The 16,445-nt window shown below is 68.4% G+C and carries 17 protein-coding genes and 5 pseudogenes; 7 read left to right on the plus strand and 15 right to left on the minus strand.

Going from position 1 to position 16,445, the window contains the following annotated elements:
- Window positions 1–69: 69 nt before the first annotated feature.
- Window positions 70–942 carry an aldo/keto reductase family oxidoreductase gene (locus tag ACH4S9_RS44510; RefSeq protein ID WP_385343038.1) on the minus strand — a complete coding sequence of 291 codons (873 nt, stop codon included), beginning with the start codon at window positions 940–942 and terminating at the stop codon, window positions 70–72.
- 212 nt (window positions 943–1,154) lie between these two features.
- Here ACH4S9_RS44510 and ACH4S9_RS44515 point away from each other — a divergent pair, with 212 nt between their 5' ends.
- A complete protein-coding gene (locus ACH4S9_RS44515) occupies window positions 1,155–2,018 on the plus strand; it encodes a LysR family transcriptional regulator (protein ID WP_358848936.1) in 864 nt (287 codons plus the stop codon).
- A gap of 178 nt (window positions 2,019–2,196) precedes the next feature.
- Here the strand turns inward: ACH4S9_RS44515 and ACH4S9_RS44520 are convergent.
- A pseudogene (locus ACH4S9_RS44520) lies at window positions 2,197–2,420 on the minus strand (hypothetical protein); the annotation flags it as partial.
- Between the two features lie 90 nt (window positions 2,421–2,510).
- Window positions 2,511–3,206 (minus strand): class I SAM-dependent methyltransferase, encoded by a 696-nt coding sequence (locus ACH4S9_RS44525; protein ID WP_398377276.1) that lies wholly within the window; start codon window positions 3,204–3,206, stop codon window positions 2,511–2,513.
- A gap of 263 nt (window positions 3,207–3,469) precedes the next feature.
- Between ACH4S9_RS44525 and ACH4S9_RS44530 the strand changes: the two are divergent.
- Window positions 3,470–3,657 (plus strand): annotated as a pseudogene (locus tag ACH4S9_RS44530) (MBL fold metallo-hydrolase); the annotation flags it as partial.
- Between the two features lie 135 nt (window positions 3,658–3,792).
- Here the strand turns inward: ACH4S9_RS44530 and ACH4S9_RS44535 are convergent.
- Window positions 3,793–4,050 (minus strand): annotated as a pseudogene (locus tag ACH4S9_RS44535) (hypothetical protein); the annotation flags it as partial.
- Between the two features lie 26 nt (window positions 4,051–4,076).
- Entirely contained in the window at window positions 4,077–4,874 is a 798-nt protein-coding gene (locus ACH4S9_RS44540) for a thymidylate synthase (RefSeq protein WP_385343047.1), read from the minus strand.
- A 329-nt stretch (window positions 4,875–5,203) separates the two neighbouring features.
- Between ACH4S9_RS44540 and ACH4S9_RS44545 the strand changes: the two genes are divergently transcribed.
- The 3 genes and pseudogenes from ACH4S9_RS44545 to ACH4S9_RS44555 all read left to right on the plus strand — a co-directional run.
- Window positions 5,204–5,554, plus strand: coding sequence for a hypothetical protein (locus tag ACH4S9_RS44545; protein ID WP_398377278.1), 351 nt, complete (start codon window positions 5,204–5,206; stop codon window positions 5,552–5,554).
- Between the two features lie 27 nt (window positions 5,555–5,581).
- A complete protein-coding gene (locus ACH4S9_RS44550; protein ID WP_311730844.1) occupies window positions 5,582–6,133 on the plus strand; it encodes a YciI family protein in 552 nt (183 codons plus the stop codon).
- Window positions 6,134–6,459: 326 nt separating this feature from the next.
- Window positions 6,460–6,645: pseudogene (locus ACH4S9_RS44555) on the plus strand (IS701 family transposase); the annotation flags it as partial.
- Here the strand turns inward: ACH4S9_RS44555 and ACH4S9_RS44560 are convergent.
- Window positions 6,630–6,914 carry a YciI family protein gene (locus ACH4S9_RS44560; protein WP_311730843.1) on the minus strand — a complete coding sequence of 95 codons (285 nt, stop codon included), beginning with the start codon at window positions 6,912–6,914 and terminating at the stop codon, window positions 6,630–6,632. The pseudogene ACH4S9_RS44555 and the gene ACH4S9_RS44560 overlap by 16 nt on opposite strands.
- Window positions 6,915–6,937: 23 nt before the next feature.
- Between ACH4S9_RS44560 and ACH4S9_RS44565 the strand changes: the two genes are divergently transcribed.
- A complete protein-coding gene (locus ACH4S9_RS44565) occupies window positions 6,938–7,639 on the plus strand; it encodes a Crp/Fnr family transcriptional regulator (protein WP_398377280.1) in 702 nt (233 codons plus the stop codon).
- Between the two features lie 982 nt (window positions 7,640–8,621).
- Here the strand turns inward: ACH4S9_RS44565 and ACH4S9_RS44570 are convergent.
- The 7 genes from ACH4S9_RS44570 to ACH4S9_RS44600 all read right to left on the minus strand — a co-directional run bounded on the left by ACH4S9_RS44570 (window position 8,622) and on the right by ACH4S9_RS44600 (window position 14,796).
- Window positions 8,622–9,482 (minus strand): hypothetical protein, encoded by an 861-nt coding sequence (locus ACH4S9_RS44570; protein WP_398377282.1) that lies wholly within the window; start codon window positions 9,480–9,482, stop codon window positions 8,622–8,624.
- A 14-nt stretch (window positions 9,483–9,496) separates the two neighbouring features.
- A complete protein-coding gene (locus tag ACH4S9_RS44575; RefSeq protein WP_398377284.1) occupies window positions 9,497–10,993 on the minus strand; it encodes an alkaline phosphatase D family protein in 1,497 nt (498 codons plus the stop codon).
- A gap of 713 nt (window positions 10,994–11,706) precedes the next feature.
- Window positions 11,707–11,901: a hypothetical protein gene (locus tag ACH4S9_RS44580; protein WP_398377286.1), complete on the minus strand. Its 195-nt coding sequence runs from the start codon at window positions 11,899–11,901 to the stop codon at window positions 11,707–11,709.
- 270 nt (window positions 11,902–12,171) lie between these two features.
- Window positions 12,172–12,531 (minus strand): hypothetical protein, encoded by a 360-nt coding sequence (locus tag ACH4S9_RS44585; RefSeq protein ID WP_398377288.1) that lies wholly within the window; start codon window positions 12,529–12,531, stop codon window positions 12,172–12,174.
- Window positions 12,528–12,812 carry a hypothetical protein gene (locus tag ACH4S9_RS44590; RefSeq protein ID WP_398377289.1) on the minus strand — a complete coding sequence of 95 codons (285 nt, stop codon included), beginning with the start codon at window positions 12,810–12,812 and terminating at the stop codon, window positions 12,528–12,530. The genes ACH4S9_RS44585 and ACH4S9_RS44590 overlap by 4 nt, the downstream gene beginning before the upstream one ends.
- A 464-nt stretch (window positions 12,813–13,276) precedes the next feature.
- The gene (locus ACH4S9_RS44595) at window positions 13,277–14,371 is read right to left on the minus strand and encodes a hypothetical protein (RefSeq protein ID WP_311730837.1); all 1,095 of its coding nucleotides are present in this window, start codon (window positions 14,369–14,371) and stop codon (window positions 13,277–13,279) included.
- A 155-nt stretch (window positions 14,372–14,526) separates the two neighbouring features.
- The gene (locus ACH4S9_RS44600; protein ID WP_398377291.1) at window positions 14,527–14,796 is read right to left on the minus strand and encodes a hypothetical protein; all 270 of its coding nucleotides are present in this window, start codon (window positions 14,794–14,796) and stop codon (window positions 14,527–14,529) included.
- A gap of 103 nt (window positions 14,797–14,899) precedes the next feature.
- Here ACH4S9_RS44600 and ACH4S9_RS44605 point away from each other — a divergent pair.
- Window positions 14,900–15,031, plus strand: a pseudogene (locus tag ACH4S9_RS44605) (IS5/IS1182 family transposase); the annotation flags it as partial.
- A 67-nt stretch (window positions 15,032–15,098) separates the two neighbouring features.
- Here the strand turns inward: ACH4S9_RS44605 and ACH4S9_RS44610 are convergent.
- Window positions 15,099–15,440 carry a transposase gene (locus ACH4S9_RS44610; RefSeq protein WP_398377322.1) on the minus strand — a complete coding sequence of 114 codons (342 nt, stop codon included), beginning with the start codon at window positions 15,438–15,440 and terminating at the stop codon, window positions 15,099–15,101.
- Window positions 15,334–16,227 (minus strand): hypothetical protein, encoded by an 894-nt coding sequence (locus ACH4S9_RS44615; RefSeq protein WP_398377293.1) that lies wholly within the window; start codon window positions 16,225–16,227, stop codon window positions 15,334–15,336. The genes ACH4S9_RS44610 and ACH4S9_RS44615 overlap by 107 nt, the downstream gene beginning before the upstream one ends.
- Window positions 16,228–16,445: the final 218 nt, after the last annotated feature.

Here is a 16,445-nt window from a genome sequence, read left to right on the forward strand (position 1 = left end):
AGCAATGAGACCCGCACCACATCATTCGCCACCGCCCCTTGGCCTTGCTGGGGGCCGGGCTGCGTCCTGCTAGTGGCCGATGTTGTCCAACTCGGCGAGTTCCTCGTCGGAGAATGAGAGTCCCGCGCCGACGACGTTCTCGCGCAGATGCGCCACCGACGAGGTGCCGGGGATGAGCAGGATGTTCGGCGACCGCCGCAGCAGCCAGGCCAGGGCGACCGACATCGGGGTCGCATCCAGCCGGGTGGCCACGGCGGAAAGCGCCGTGGACTGCAGCGGGGTGAAGCCGCCGAGCGGGAAGAAGGGCACGTAGGCGATGCCCTTCTCGGCGAGATCGTCGATCAGCTCGTCGTCCTGGCGGTAGGCGAGGTTGTACATGTTCTGGACGCACACGATCGGCGCGATCGTCTGCGCCTCGGCGACCTGTTCCGCCGTCGCGTTGCTCACTCCAAGGTGTCGGATCAGGCCCTGCCGCTGGAGTTCGACCAGGGCCTCGAAGGGCTCGGCGAGCGAGCCGGGCCGGGTGCCCTGGGCGTCGCCGAGCCGGAGGTTGACCACGTCGAGCGAATCGAGGCCGAGGTCCTCAAGGTTCTCACGGACGGCGCGGCGCAGGTCCTCGGGCTGCCGGGCGGGAAACCAGCCGCCCTGCTGATCGCGGACCGCGCCGACCTTGGTCACGATGTGCAGCGACGCGGGATAGGGGTGCAGCGCTTCACGGATCAGATGATTGGTGACGCGTGGTCCGTACGCGCCGGCGGTGTCGATATGGGTGATCCCGAGGGCGGCGGCCTCGCGCAGGACGGCGAGCGCACCGTCGTGGTCGGCGGGCGGGCCCATGACCCCGGGGCCGGCGAGCTGCATGGCGCCGTAGCCGAAGCGGGTGACGGTCAGATCGCCCAGGGGCCAGGTGCCGCCGGGCAGTGGAGCGGAGAGTGTGTTCATGCCTGTGTCTTTCCTGCTGAGCCGGATACTGCAAGAGGGCTGTCTTCCACGTGGTGCGCCGTTCGCCAACGGCACTCCACGTCCGCGCCGGCCACCGACGCGGACTTCGCTTCGCCCATGCCGTCGATGTTCGCTTGCCGACGAGCGGCGCATCCAATACCGACACGGTGCCCTGTCATACCCGGCAGGTATCACCGGGCTATGCTGTGTCCGTGGACACCTTGGAGACCCGCGAGCTGAGGTACTTCATCGCCGTCGCCGAGGAACTGCACTTCGGCCGCGCCGCCGAGCGCCTCGGTATGGCCCAGCCACCGTTGTCCCGGGCGATCCAGCAGCTCGAGCGGCGCCTCGGCGTCCGCCTGCTGGAACGCAACCGCCGCGGCGTCGCCCTGACCGGCGCCGGAGAGATGCTGCTGCACGAGGGCCGCGCAGCCCTCGACGCGACCACCGCCGCCGCTCGCCGCACCCGCCGCGCCGGTGGCGCCGACAGCCCGGGCGGCGCCCGCAACCGCCTGGTGCTGGCGGTGAAGGCCGCCGCGTCCCACGAGCTGCTGCACAAGCTCCTCGACGCCTACGCGGCCGAGCCCGACGCCGCCGAGATCGAGGTGCTGCCGAGCGGCACGTGCGAGCAGGGAGAGATGCTGCGCGATGGCCGCGCCGATGTGGCGCTCATGCACGCGCCGTTCAACTCACTCGCCGGGTTCGACAGCGAGGAACTGATGACCGAGGGCCAGATCGCTATTCTGCCCGCCGGGCACCCCCTCGCCGCGCACAAGACTCTGTCCCTGGCCGACGTCGGCGACATCCCCGATCTTCCGCTCGCCCGTTGGTCCCGCGACGGCACGTACCCACCCGGCCCGGGCCCCGAGATCCACGACCAGACGCAGCTGGCCCAGCTGATCGCCCTCGGACGCACCGTGGCCGTCTTCCCCGACTCCGCCCGCGCCTGGCTGTGGGCCGAGCACACCGCCGTCCCCCTGACCGACGCGCCCCCCGTCGTCACCCACATCGCCTGGCCCGCGCACAGCCGCTCCCTCGCCCTCGCGGGGCTGATCCGCACAGCCACGCGGCTATGACCCTCTCGTGCCTTTCATCGTCGCCGTCACCCTGATGACACATCGCCTGACCGCCTGCCTCCACACCCCACCGTCGCCCGCCCACGGGACGGGCGGGGCCGCGAAGCCGTCACGGCCCCGGCGGGCGAGGCGGCTCCCGGAACCCCTTCTGGGCCGCTGACCAGCAGGTATGCCTTGGTCAAGTTGGCCACGGCCACGACGAGCCGATGATGCCGTACGGCATTGCCGCATCACCCGTCGTCGATGCGTCCTTGTTGCGCAACGGGCGCAGGCCGCCGGCCGGCTCGGGGAGCTGGAACGAATGGCACCCGAGCATGTTGATGTGGTGCCGTACAAACAGTGAGAGGCGGGCACGTCCTCGTCGCGGACATCGGAGTCGTCAGCGCGCAGCTGGTTCAGCGCGGTGCCCATATGCCTGTGTCTCCAGTTCTGGCGCTTGGGAGATGGAGTCGTGACTGTGCGCGTTCGCCGGGAGGCAGGGACTGCGTGAGGTCAGGGCCGCAGGAGCCTGACCGCAAGGAAGCACGGAGCCTGGTGGAGTTTGTTGTAGGCCGTTTCGTCGAGTTCTTGCAGGCCAGGCTTCGGGCGAGGCTCGATGAGTCTTTCAAGCATGAATCCTGCGGCCAGCAGCTCGTTCAGGAACGTTTCCAGCGGCATGCGTTGGTAGTGGATTGCCAATGGGCCTCCGGCGAGAGGGCGGTCAACCCAGTCGTCGGCGTAGTACGAACCACCGAATTTCCGCCAGTCAGCCGTCGGGTGGGTCGTCGAGACCAGCAGCCACCCGCCTGGGCGCAGGACGCGTCGTAGCTCGCCGAGGAGACGTGGCCGGTCGGCGATATGGTGGAGCGTCAACGCGCACATGACTCCGTCGAACGATGCGTCGTCGATGAAGTCCAACGGCTTCTCAGCATCGTGCATGCGCAGTTCGGCCCGGTCGCCCAATCGCTCCCGCGCGTGACTCAGCAGAGTCGCGCTACCGTCGATTCCGACTACCTCGGCACCACCCGCCAGGAGTTCGGCCGCGTAGTGCCCGGCCCCGCAGCCGACGTCGAGAACCTTTGGCCCGGCAACGTCCCCCGCAAGTGCGAGCATCGCGGGCCGGTCGGTGTGCGCGTTGTAGGGGCTGGTGTCGGCGTTCTTCGCGAAGTAGTCGCCGAGTTCGTCGTGGTAAGCGGTCTCTGCAGGCATCGTGACAGCATCGTGCCGTTGGCTGCCAACTGCGAGCGGTTTTGTGCAACCGGAGGGCGCGTCCCATCAACGGCTGCCTCGACTTGGGGTCCGACAGTGGTGGGCTTGTTTTCAGCTGTCGGCGGCTCCCCGAGGACCCCAGCCTGTTGTTGACCTTGTGTGATTCCCCGGGGCGCATCGGCTCGATGTCCACCCGGTCTCGTTGCGGACCCCGGTGGTGGTCTTGTCGTGGTAGTCGAGAGCGTCCGCGACGACGGGGGTCGGGCGATCTGATCGCCCTGGACAGCGCGCAGGCCGCCGAGGCCGCCCGGATCCTCGGCGCCTGCCGCGTCGTCGCGGTTCACCACGACGCCGGGCCCACTTCACCGAAGGCCGCGACGAACTGGAGGCCGCCTTCACCGCCGCCCGCCTGGCTGACCGCTTGGACGCGCACTGGGCGCAGCGCGCCTGAGCCTGAACCGTCGTTCAGGAACCGATACCTCGTGCTGCCCCTGGCCTTCGCCGATCACCTCGCCCCGAGAACGCCGTCCCCGCTGTCGAGCTGTATCACGAGCGGCTCCGCCCCCTCACCCGCTCTCGCCGAGCCTTACGTCATGGTCAGCGTCGGCGTCCTCGCGGCCGACGATGAGAACAAGGCCTGCGCCTTCTCCCACGCCACGCTCCGCATGTTCACCAGCTGCTCCTTGGCAGGGGCAGCCGCCGGCTCCGACGGCTCGGCGGCAAGTTCCAGGGCCTGGGCGATGTACCCGGCTAGGCGCTGTTGGCCGCCCACTTGTGGGGCACGGGTCACCACGATGTTGCGTCTGCCGGACAGCGGGCCGGATCGCGGAGGCAGCGAATTCCACGTTCTGCGCCCAGATCAGGCCGACTTCACACGGCGACCGGGGCTTTGATGGCCGGGTGGTGCTGGTAGTCGAGCACTTCCACGTCGGAGTAGACGTATTCGAAAAGCGAGTCGGCTTGGCGCAGACGCAGCCGCGGGAACTCGAACGGGGTGCGCGAGAGCTGCTCGGTCACCTGCTCGACATGGTTGTCATAGATGTGGCAGTCACCGCCGGTCCAGATGAAGTCACCCGGTTCGAGGCCGACCTGCTGCGCCACCATGTGCGTGAGCAGGGCATAGCTGGCGAAGTTGAACGGGACGCCGAGGAACAGGTCCGCACTGCGCTGGTACAACTGGCAGGAGAGCTTGCCGTCGGCGACGTAGAACTGGAAGAAGGCGTGACACGGCGCGAGAGCCATATTGGTCAGCTCGGCGACGTTCCAGGCGGAGACGATCATCCGGCGGGAGTCCGGGTCCCGGCGCAGAGTGTCGAGAACCTTGCTGACCTGGTCGATGTGCCTACCGTCCGGGGCGGGCCAAGAACGCCACTGTGCGCCGTAAACCGGACCGAGCTCGCCGTTCGCGTCGGCCCATTCGTCCCAGATGGTGATGCCGTGCTCATGCAGCCAGCCGACGTTCGAGTCGCCTCGCAGGAACCACAGCAGTTCGTACACGATGGATCTGAGATGCACCTTTTTGGTGGTGATCAGTGGGAACCCCTGCGAGAGGTCGTAGCGCAGTTGGTGCCCGAAGACACTTCGGGTGCCAGTGCCCGTCCGGTCGGCTTTGGCCGTCCCGGAGGTGAGTACCAGCCGCAACAGGTCTTCGTACTGGGTGTCCGCCACAGCCGTCGAGTCTACTGGCCGCTCACAAGGCGCACTCGACTGCCGTGTCTCCCCGTGTGCCGGGGCACGCGGGAGCCAGACCCACCCCCTTCACATCTCGGCGCCACCGAAGTCGCAAGGAAGCCCGGTCCTGGGGATCAACCGGGACCAGCGGCGACCACGCAATGAGACATCGCGGTGTACGCCGCTCCGGGCAGGTCTGTCCCGTGGCTCTTCAACCTGACCTCGAAGGCCGGACAACCATGCGCTGGACGATCCCACCCCCGCGCTCCGGACCGCGACCAACACTGACAGCACCAGCGGCGACTCACGGTGAGCAAAGTTCGGCGGTGTGGTGCGGCCTGATCCGCCCCGTTCGACGAACCTACCCGCCGTGCTGTCCCGGACTGGCTCGACTGCCCGCCGCAGCCGTCAGCCGGGCACAGCCAGCCCGCCTGCTGATCACCCAGAAGACCGCCGCCTCGCTCGGCCCGGCAGGCATGCCGTGGACCACCCGGGTCACCCGCAACCTCACCGCCACCCTCGAACGGCTCCGAGCCGACCGCCAGCCTGAAGAAGCCCTCGCCCCCGTCACCGGCATCGACGAGACGTCAGCCATCAGCTACTCGGCATCGGCACGGCACGCGTGCTTCCGGATGGTGCTGCGGAACAGTCATCACAGTGAAACTCGCTCGCTCTGATGATCTCCTTGAAGAGATCCTATAGACATGGAGTTCCTCTGCTACCACCGCGACCGGCCCGGCTCCCTGCCACTGCGCGACGAGCTACTGGAAGAGCATTGGTCATATATGGACCAGTACGCGAAGGAGATGATCGCCCGGGGCCCGACCCTCGCCGAGGACGGCGACACCCCCACCGGAAGCGTGCACATGCTCGACCTGCCCGATCCAGCCGCTGCCCGCGCCTTCGCTTTTGACGAGCCGAACTACCAGGCCGGCGTCTACCGGGACGTACTCCTGCGACGGTGGCGCAACACCCTGGGCCGCACCATGTGGGACTTCCCTGGCGGCCGGGCCGGCGGCAACCGGTACCTGGTGATCGGCCTCGGCACGGGGCAGGCCGCTGACCTCGCCGCACCGCCCGTCCGGGATGACCTGATCGCCTACGGGCCGCTGCTGTCCGACGACGGCGCCACCTGGCTCGGCACGGCGGCACTGGTCCGGGCGCCGGACCCGGACACGGCCCGCGCCATCCTGACCGCGGGCCGGTACGCCGACATTGAGGTGCACAACTGGCAGTTCGGCGGGCGACCGTCATAACCCGAGAATGTCCGACCGACATCAGCGCCGAAGCCCGAGGGTGGCGTCCCGGGCGGCAAAGGCGGCGTTGCGTTGAGCGGGTTCACGCCGCAAGGGCCGACTCCAGCCTCCCGCCCCGCTGCGCGCAGGGACGGGAGGCCGCCCCTCGGCTCCGCTGTACGGCTCCGCCGAGAACGTCCCGAGGGGGCGATTGCCTGGACAGCGGACGATCCGGCCGGCCCGAGACTGTCCCTTACCTCGGGCACGACGGTGAGAAGAACACCCGAATCGGCATCAGCCACAGGAGCCGGCAGTCGGCGCCTGCACAAGTGACCAGCCGGGCCGGCCCCGCCCAGGACGGAGTGGTCCCGCTCACCTGCAACGAGATCCAGCGGCTGTTCACGGCGTTCGTCGTGTGGCCCGTGCGCGACGCGGCCCACCGGCTCGGCTGGTCCGTCTGGCGACGCCGTCATCAGGCCCGGGCCCAGGCCAGCCGTTACCGGCCACAAGCCGCCGCTCAAGCGTGGTCGTGAATCAGCCGTTCCCGACCGACCACCGGCGCCCACTCGCGGACGCCGAGCACCTCGACTCCGGGCGTGCGGTAGTACGGATCGGTTTCAAGCAGGCGGTCCAGCTCCCCACGTTCCGTATCGAAAACAAGTAGCGCACCTGTGTCGTCTGCCCACGGACCTGCGGTGACGAGAAGGCCCTCTTCATGAAGGCGCTGGAGGAGTACACGATGCGCGGGGCGTGCCGCGAGGCGCTCTGAGGTGGCGGTGAATACAAGTTCGACGATCAGCATGCGCCCGAGGGTAGGTTCTGAGGATGCCGGGATCTGTATCAGGCGATACTGCAGCTGCGGCGGAGTGGCGCTCACTGAGCGAGATTCCGCTGTTGGCCGGGTTGTCGGACAACCAGTTGCGCACCCTCTGGGATGATTCGCTTGCACGCGGCTACCCAGCCGGACATGCGCTGCGCAATGCAGGTGATCCTGCGTCGCATCTCGTGCTGCTGCTGCGTGGTCGGGTGGCCGCCACCGCTACCACGCGTTCGGGTCGGGTCGTCCGCTTCGGCCAGTGGGCCGGCCCTTGCGCGCTCGACAAGGTTGCCGTGATCGATGGCCACGGACACACCGCCACCCTCACCTCGCTCACGCCGTGTTCGGTACGGATGCTGCCGCGTGACCGCTTCCTGAACGTAATTGACGATGCACCTTCTGTCCGTAGGCATGTACTGCGCGTTCTCGCCAGCCAAGCGCGAAGTCACCAAGAAAAGATCACCATCACTGCGACAATGCCCGCAGAGGCCAGGCTGGCGGTTTGGCTGCTGAACGAGGCCGCATCAGATGCAAGGGGATGCATCTCCTTGCCAGGTACCCAGAAGGTCTTGGCCGACCTCCTGGGTGTCACCAGGGTGACGGTCAACCGTGCACTCTCCCGGCTCCGCCGGGACGGCCTGATCGAGGTCAATCGCCACACGATCACCATCCTTGCCCCGGAGCTTCTCGAATTGCGAACCCATGGTTAAGGGACGCGCGGCGGGGAGCCGTAGCAGTGGAAGGGAAGCTTGTGGATGGTGCGGATGCAGCGGCCCGATCAGCAAGATCACGTTCTACGGCTGGAGTATTGGGCGCACTCATCGCGATAAGGGCCGGGCAGTGCCGTTTCGGCGTGGGGGAGGGGGAGCCGTGGGCGCGCCATTGTTCGTAACGGCCACCATCACCGGGCCGGCGGTGTATGTGAGCCGTATCTCTGCTCTGTCTGCGGAGGTGTGCTTGGTGACAGTGGTGAGCGTCTCTTGCATGATGCGGTACGTCGCGAAATCCGCGCCCGAGCTGAGCGCTCTGGGTTTGCCCTCGCTGGCGACGGTCACCCTGATTTCCGCGTTCTGAGCGAGGTTGCGGATAAGGCTGCGTCGGGTTGTGGCGAACGGTTCGGGGTCCTTTTGCCACGGGCCAGAAGCGTGCCCAGGGCGATCAGTCCGCCTGCCCCCAGGGCGTCGATGACGACCCAGGTCACCCGCCAGTGTGCGGCAGCCGAACTGGTCGGCAGTTCCGTCGCGATCAGGCACAACCAGGGTACGAGGAAGACACCGCACGCGATCAGGAACCGGCCGATCCGCCGAGTCCCTGCTCGACCCGACCTCACATGAGCTCCGATGCCGGTACGTTGCTCCACGGGTACCTCGCCGTGGAGAGGCATCAGTGCCTCTCGCCACTCGGGCATCTGCTCCGTCAGTAGCGGGGCGATGCGCCCGGAGAACTGGCTCCTGATCGTCTTGAACGCAGACTCGACCTGCGGCACCCCTGTCCCGGTCTCTCGGGGGAGGCCCCAGGTCGCTCGATAACGCGCTTCCCGGACTCGCGCGGTCTGCAGCGGGTGATGCCGGAGTGATGAGGGGATCCGAGTTCTCTGGTTCCGCCTCCTGGGGAAGACGCCGAGTACGGGCGCCGGGACGCCCCAGCCCGTTGGGCCAACAGACGGGACGCCCCGGCGTCGTGCTCGGATTTCTACTGCGGGCCGTAGACCTCGAGTTCGACGAGACGCGAGTAGTTGCTGCGGGCGAAGTGGATCAAGACGCGTACCGCGTCGGTCTGTTCGGCGGGGAACTTGGTGACGACATGCTCCTCGGCGTTGCCCACGACCTGCGCGACGGTGCGCCAGGTGTCGCCGTCACGGACCTGGATGTCGAAGTCCCGGATGCCGTTCGTGGCGGCGGGCGTCTTGGTCCAGAGTTCGGCCCGGTCGACCGTCTGGACCGTCGGCCACTCCACGCCGTACCAGTCGGGGAAGACGTCCCGGGTACCGTCGTTCCAGCCGGTCAGGGTGTCCCAATGGCTCTGGTCCTTGTCACCGTCGACGGCGCCGCAGAGCGTGAAGTTGCCATGCGTGGAGGAGGCGATGGCCTGCTCGCCGTAGGCGAGGTTGGCCCCGGGCCCGCGCTCGGGCATCGGCTGGACCGTGACCGGGACGACCTCCTTCTGCTTGCCGCTGGTCACGGTGACGTCGTACGTCCCCGGTTTCGTCCCGCGCGGAACGAGAACGCCGAACGACTTGGTCACCGCTTGGGCCGGGTTGTTGGGCGGCAGGTATGTCTGGAAGAGCGTGTCGGAGAGGACGAGCGGCGCCTCGGCTTTGAGAGTGGCGTCCGCGAAGACGGGTTCGGTGCCGGTGTTGGTCAGGGTCACCGAGATCGAGGTGGGCAGGCACGGCAGTTCGCTGGCGGACACCGCGGCGGGCGAGGCCCACATCACGACGTTCGAGCGGGCCTTGCCGACCGGGGCGGCGACGGCGCTCTCCGCGGGAGTGGCGAGGGTCACGCCGGCGGTCAGCACGCCCGCGACCGCGGCGGCGGTCAGGGTCTTGTTCATGGTCGTTCCTCTTCTCAGGCCTGCTGAACGGCGGCGACGCCGCTCTCGACGGCGAGCTTGGTGCGGGTGCTCATGGTGCCTTCGGGCACCGTGACCCGGTCGCAGACCCGGAACTCGGATATCCAGCGGTCCGGCGTGATCTCGCAACTCACGTAGCCCCGCTGGAAGTTGCCGAACTTCATGTGCGGGTTCTCCTCGAGCAGCACCCGCCCGCCGGCGTCCAGGTCCTCGCCGTCCCGCGCCGAGGAGATGGAGGTGCCGACGAACTCGGTGGCGACGACCTTCGAGTCCGGGTCGGTGAAGTCGAGCGCGAGGTCGCTGACCACCGTGCGGTGCAGGTCGCCGGCGAGGCTCACCACGTTCTGGATGCCGCGCTCGTCGATGCCGCCGAGGAGGCGGTCGCGCGATGCGCTGTACCCGTCCCAGGCGTCCATCGGGACGCCCACGCCGGGGCCGGAGACCGTGTCGAGGAGAGTGATGGCGGTCTGGTGGCCGAGGACGTTCCAGGTGGACTGCGACGCGGTGAGGCCGTCGAGCAGCCATCTCTCCTGGGGGAAGCCGAGGATGGAGCGGGTGGGGTCGGCCGTGGCCTCGTTGGGCGCCTTGATGCCGTCGCCGTTCACCTGGTCGTTGCGGTACTGGCGGGTGTCGAGCATGGAGAACTCAGCCAGCCGCCCGTACCGCAGGCGGCGGTAGAGCTGCATCTCGGGGCCGGTCGGGAACTGCGGTGCACGCAGCGGCAGGTTCTCCCAGTAGGCGCGGAACGCGTTGGCCCGCCGGACCAGGAACTCGTCGGGGGGCGTGCTGCCGGCGTACCGGTCGGCCCAGTTGTCGACGACCTCGTGGTCGTCGAAGACCGCGATCCACGGGGCGGTGTGGTGCGCCGCCTGCAGGTCCGGGTCGGTCTTGTAGTACGCGTAACGCTGGCGGTACTCGTCCAGGGTGACGGTCTGACGGGTCCGCAGCGGGTCGTCGTCGCCGGGGCGGACGCCGCGGTCGTTGCCGAACTCGTAGATGTAGTCGCCGAGGAACAGCACCACGTCGTGGTGGCGGGCGGCCAGGTCGCGGTGGGCGGTGAACCAGCCCTCCCAGATGGCCTGGCAGGAGGCGAAGGCGAGAGTCATGCTCGGCAGCAGCTGGTCCGGCGCCGGAGCCGTCTTCGTCCGGGCGGCCGGGCTGACGAACCCGCCGGTGCGGAAGCGGTAGTAGTAGTCGCGGGCAGGCTGGAGGCCGCGGACGTCCACATGGACGGAGTGGCCGTACTCGGGTGAGGCCTTCGCCGTACCGCGCTGGACCACCCGGCTGAAGCGCTCGTCGGCAGCGATCTCCCACTGGACCGAGTAGGTCCGCCGATCCATGCCGCCGAAGGGCGCCAGCGGGTCAGGGGCGAGACGGGTCCACAGCACGACACCGTCCGGCAGCGGGTCGCCGGAGGCGACTCCGAGCGTGAACGGGTCCTGCTTGGTGGCGGAGGTGGTCGCGGCGGTGGCGGGGCTGATCCCGGGCAGCATGCCGGAAAGAGCGAGCCCGGCGGCGGCACCCGTGACTGTGAGGAAGCGTCGACGCGTCGCCGCGCTCAGCGCTGGAGGAAGAAAAGGGGAGTGTTCCACGTGCGTGGACGTTGGCGGCGCCAGATGAACAACTGAGAAACTTATGGTGACGGTACTGTCAGGACTTCAACACGAACTGGCGCCGGAGAGGATGTCCTCTTCCGGAGGCGCCTCTCCGTCAGGAGCGGGCGGTGGTCGGCAGTACCGTTGGCGCGATACGTGGCCGGCCGAGTCTGTCCATGGCAGATGTTCAGGTGGGAGGGGGAGACCGCGCCTTGGACCCCGGCCTCCACCGATCCGCGTCGGTCCGCCGGGCCGCACCGCCTGTTCAGCGTGCCCATTCGAGTCCGAGGTCGGCCAAGGCATGGAGTTTGTCGGGAGTGAGCTCCCACAGCGGCTCTTGGCGTTGGACAGGAAGGCCAAGCCGGTGCCTTTGAATTGGGCGGTCGCGCTCTGGCTGTCGGGCAGGGCGACCCACTCCGGCGGGCCAGGCCTGTCCGGCTCCGGATCGTCGGGGCCGACGGTGTCTGTGACCGTTATGCGACGGGTGTGTCGCGGGCGTGCTTGATCATCATCCGTGCCGTGACGCGGGCCGGTCCCTCCAGCGTGGTCCAGAAGGCGTGCGTCGACACGCTGCTGGCCAGCTCCAGCTCCAGCTCCAGCTGCCGCTGTACTTATGCCTGGTCTTCCTGGGGCCAGCCCTCGCTCGCGGGAGGTTCCCGCGGGCGCCAGATGTCCGGGTCCTTGAAGCCGCCGTGTGCTTCGACCGACCTGGTCAGGCGGTCGTACAGGGTCGACCGTGCGGGGGTGGTTTCGTGGAGTTCTTGCTGTGCGGCGAGCAGGGCTGCGGGGAAGTCAGGTCTGACCATGGCTGAAATGATGTGTCTGTTCGAATTCGTGGGCTGAGCCGGCGCCCGGAGTGTCGCCCGGAGGTGTGACTGAGCGCCGTAGTCGGAGGGTTCCGAGAGTCGTACTTGGCGGGGGCCCGAGCCGACGCGCGATAGGCGCCACATAGGCAAGCCTGTTGTCACTCGGATTGGGCGCCCGGCAGAGCTCGTCTGCACGATGGCGAAGGCCTGACCGGTAGACCATGGCCAGGCCCTCACCCCTTCAGGTTTCGGGGGTGAGGGCCCTGGTGCTCAGTGGACTGGCGTCCAGTGCTTGAAAGCGTCGTCCAGGCCCGGGCTTTCGGGGTCGTCCCAGATCAGGCAGCCCCACACGACGCCGGGCACATCGGGGCCCATCAGGTCTGCGGGGCCTTCGGTCAGGGTGCGGTGGACGGCTTCGAGGTAGGCCGTGACCGACGGGTACTCGGGCTTCGACACCGGTTCGTCCACCAGGTTCCACCGTCCGACGCCGTCGTCACCGGCGTAGTGGCCGTGCAAGGGTTCTGCCTCGTCCCGGGTGAGCCACGGGACCACCTGGGCTCCGCCCCACCCGTCGCGCCGGCCGTCTGCGGGGAGCCTCAGGCCCAGCGCCTCGGCGGGGGAGAAGATCACTCCGCCGGGCAGGAACGCGCCGGATCGACCTCGCCCTCCTCGTCCGCCTCGATGAACTGGTGCCGCACACCGCCGCACAGCCGCCACAGTGCGGCTGGCTCCGCGGGCAGCCCGTAGCCGAGGCGACGGTGCAGCCGGGAGTCGGCGGTGGCTATCTCCTCCTCCGTCCCGGGCGGCAGGAGGGAGGCGTGGGAGACTGGGGCGTTCTCGGTGAGCCACGCGGTCAGGGCCTGCCAGGCCGCTGCGACCCGCTCCGTTTCACCATGGGGTTGAACAGACATGGGGCCAGTCTGAGGGGTCACCTGGACAACTGGCACCGACCGACGTCATGACGCTCGCCACTGCTCAGGGCGCTGCCGCCAAGCCGCCTTCCGTCGACGCGCAGCGGTCGAAGACGACTGACGGACAACATCAAGTGAGACAACCTTGTGGAAGTGCTGCTGAGAGACAACACCAGCTGAGACTCCGTCGAAGATCCGTCTCAGCCCTCTTTGCATCACCCCTGATCACAGTCTCGGCCACGGGCAAGATCAAATGAGACGGGACAGGTGCTGCGTACTGGACGTGGCTGACTCGGCGCAGCTCGATCACGATTGGCGTCGTCTGCTGGCTGGCGCTCGTGTATGTCGCTGCCCGGCTGCGCACGGTGCTTGGCCGACCGGCCTGGCGTCGGCGCTGGGAGCGGATCGGCGGCTGGATGTTCATAGCCCTGGGGGTTGGGGTGGCCGCCACCGAGTGCCGCCCGCTAGGACCGGGTCGCCCTCGCGCACTCGTCCCCAGAGGACTCGGCCCGCCCGACCGGCGCGCTGCGGTCGTACGGGTCGACCTCCGTGCCGGCCTCGTCCGCCTGGCGGTCCGTGCCGAAGGGCGGGGTGAAGTAGCCCGTGGGGGCGCCGCAGCCGCCGTTGGTCATGTCGTACTTGTACGAGACGATCGAGAACGTGCCCGGCTCGGTGATCACCTTGTCAGGGTCGTCCCAGCTCAGGATCAGCTCGCGCCGGACGATCGTGCGCACGATCTCGTCGTCGCCGCCCGCGTCCGCGCGGGTGACCGGGTAGACGAAGGTGACGTCGGCGGTCACCTGGAGCGCGCCGCGCTCACCCTCCCGGTAGGTGAGCCGGCCCCGGGTCTTCACGACGTCGCCGACCAGTTGGGTGCGGGAGGGCTGGAAGCGGCTGAAGAGGAGGAGGGGGTCGTTCTTCTCGCTCGGGGTTCGGAAAGCGGTTTTCAGAAGGTCTTGGACGTCCTTCTGGTGCGGGTTGATCAGTGCAATCGCCTTCTCGGGGCGCTCGCCCCGCAGCACCCCGCGGTCCAGGCCGGACGCCACGAGGAAGTCTCGGCTGCGGGCGAGGGCCCGCTCGACCTCGGCCGCGCTCATCCAGCCGACCGCCCCGGCCTTCGGCACGGTGATCCCCGCCGCTCCGCTCGCCCAGCGCGCCGCCGGCGAGCCGCGGAACGGCTCCTCCAGGGTGGGCTGTTGGGCCGCCTCCGCCGGGGGTGCCTGGGTCGGGCGGGCGGTCTCGGCCGCCAGCGGCTGGGAGTCAGTGCCGGCGAACAGGTCCACGATCTTCCCCGGCGCGAGCGCCACCACGAGCAGCACCAGCAAGGCCAGCAGCCCGACCACGTACCAGCCCGTGCGCCGCTTGGGCCGCGCGGGCGTGTAGCTGCGCCAGCCCTCTACGCCGCGGCCGGGATCCGCGCGCAGCCGCTTTGCCACGTCGCGGGCCCGCGCCGACGGCTCCTTGGGCGCGTCGGCGACACCCGCCACCGACTCGCGCAGAAACCGCTCCCACTCCTCGTCGGACCTGGACGAGCCGTCCGGCTCCGTACCCGTGCCCATCCCCAACCCCCTGGCAATCAGTAGAGCGCGGCCCACTCACCTGGGACGCGCCCGAAATAATGACACAGAGCGCTGACAACGAGGTCGGCTGGGCAGGCGGATGTCCATGCACGTGGTGCCGTGCCCAACGACGCTGCTGTGTCCGGGGCACCCGCTCAGCGGGGCAGCGGCAGGACGCCCTGGAGGACCAGCTGCCGCTCGTACAGGGTGGGCATGGCCTTCATCTGGACGCCGGTGCGCAGCGGCTTCACAGAGAAGCGGAAGCCCTTGATCGGGCCGTGGCAGATGAATCCCGTGGGCATGGGGATCCCGATGCCGTCGGGAGACACGGTGAAGCCCAGCCTGGTGTAGAAGTCCGTCAGCTCCGCCTCGTGCGTGGCGAGCCGTACAACACATCCCGGCTTCCCCGCCAGGTGCGAGCCCACCGCCTGCTCCGCATCCGCCTCGATCTCGTCGTCTCTTCCTGCCCCGTTGCGGGGCCGCCTGGATGGTGGCCGGCCCGCGGCAATGCCCGGAGGGCAAACTGCCATGCGTCATCGCCGCTATCCCTCGCACACCACGAACACCGAATGGGCCCTGATCGAGCCCCTGCTGCCGACTCCGGCGGCCGAGACCCGCCGCGGCGGCCGGCCGGAGAAGTGGCCGCGGCGCGAGATCGTGTTTACCGACCGCTCAAACGTCCATGATGACTTTGACCTTGGACAATGCGTGGCGGACGGCGAGCTTGTCATATCTCGTTGCCACGGCCCGGTGCCTCTTGAGGCGATTGATCCCACACTCGACCACGTGACGCTCGCAGTAGTCGGTCTTGTCGAACTTCGGGGGGGCGTCCACCTCGGGAGCCAAGCCTCCGCTGGTTCCGGACGCGGTCTGCGAGGACCGGGGTGGTTGCCTTGATTCCGCGTCTGCGCAGATAGGAACGGTTCCGGCGGGAGTCGTACGCCTTGTCAGCACGAATTCGGTCAGGTCGCTTGCGTGGTCTTCCGGGCCCCAGACGGGGCACTTGGATCGCCTCCATAACGGGCTCGAACTGCGGTGAGTCGCCACGGTGCCCCGCAGTGATCAGGATCGATAGAGGTTTCTGTCTCTGCTCCACTGCGAGGTGGTCCTTGGTGGTCAGTCCGGTGTGGGAGTGGTCGTCGGTGGGTGGTGGCGTTGCTCGGATTGCGCAGCCGCGTCGTGACTGAGTCGATGAACTTCTGTCTCTGCTTGAGAAGAACCCGATAAGCCTCCGCTGCGCGGTCGTACCGCGTGTCGAACTCGTTGCGGGCTTTGGCATTCCCGATTGCTGTTCGCACCGTGTCCACATCGGAGAAGACTCCGGGAGGGGCGGCCTTGGCGAGTTCCGCGACACGATCGGCGATATGCGGCGCGGGGGCCCCTGCCTTGAGCGCTTCGTCCTGTAGCGCCTGGATCTCCTTGACCCCTTCGAGGACGGCCCGGTATTGCCGGTGCTGGGCGCGATCGCGGTCGCTGTCGTCGGCGTCACCGTCCGCCCGCTCCTCCAGCAGCTCGAAAGTCCTGAAGCTGGCGGGGACGTCGGTGCGAGTGGCGGCGCGCAGCGCGGCACAGGTGTTGGTGATCGCCTCAGCGCACGTGACGGGGTCGTCTTCGGAGAAGAACACCAGGCGCACGTTCTGGTATGGAATGCGGACGGTGGCCGGGGCGGTGCCCTGCGGGTCCTTCGCGAAGGCGTCCACGGCCTCCAGGAAGGTGGTGACGGCGTCCAGACGTGGGCTGGTGTAGGCCGTGTGCCAGGACATGCGGGCGGTGCGATGGCCGGTCCACAGGGCGAACACGGACGTGACGAAGCTGGCTGCGACTGTGGCCAGCGGTACGTATTCGGAGGCGGTCATGGGATGAGCGTTGCGAGTCCAAGGCCAGGTGCCGTGGAGTTTGAGTGAATTCAGAGGTTCCCGGCACCGGTTGGATGCCTCGGAACCATGGTCGTGCTCGGCGCGACGAGGGGGCCTGGGTGCTGCCGAGGTCCGAGGTCGATCTGTACGCGGCGATCCGCCGCGATGCCAGGACCGGTATGTCGACGCGCGTTGTCATGCGGAAGTGCTGCGTCGGC

This window comes from Streptomyces sp. NPDC021225 (genome assembly GCF_044332865.1).
Classification (GTDB): Bacteria; Actinomycetota; Actinomycetes; order Streptomycetales; family Streptomycetaceae; genus Streptomyces.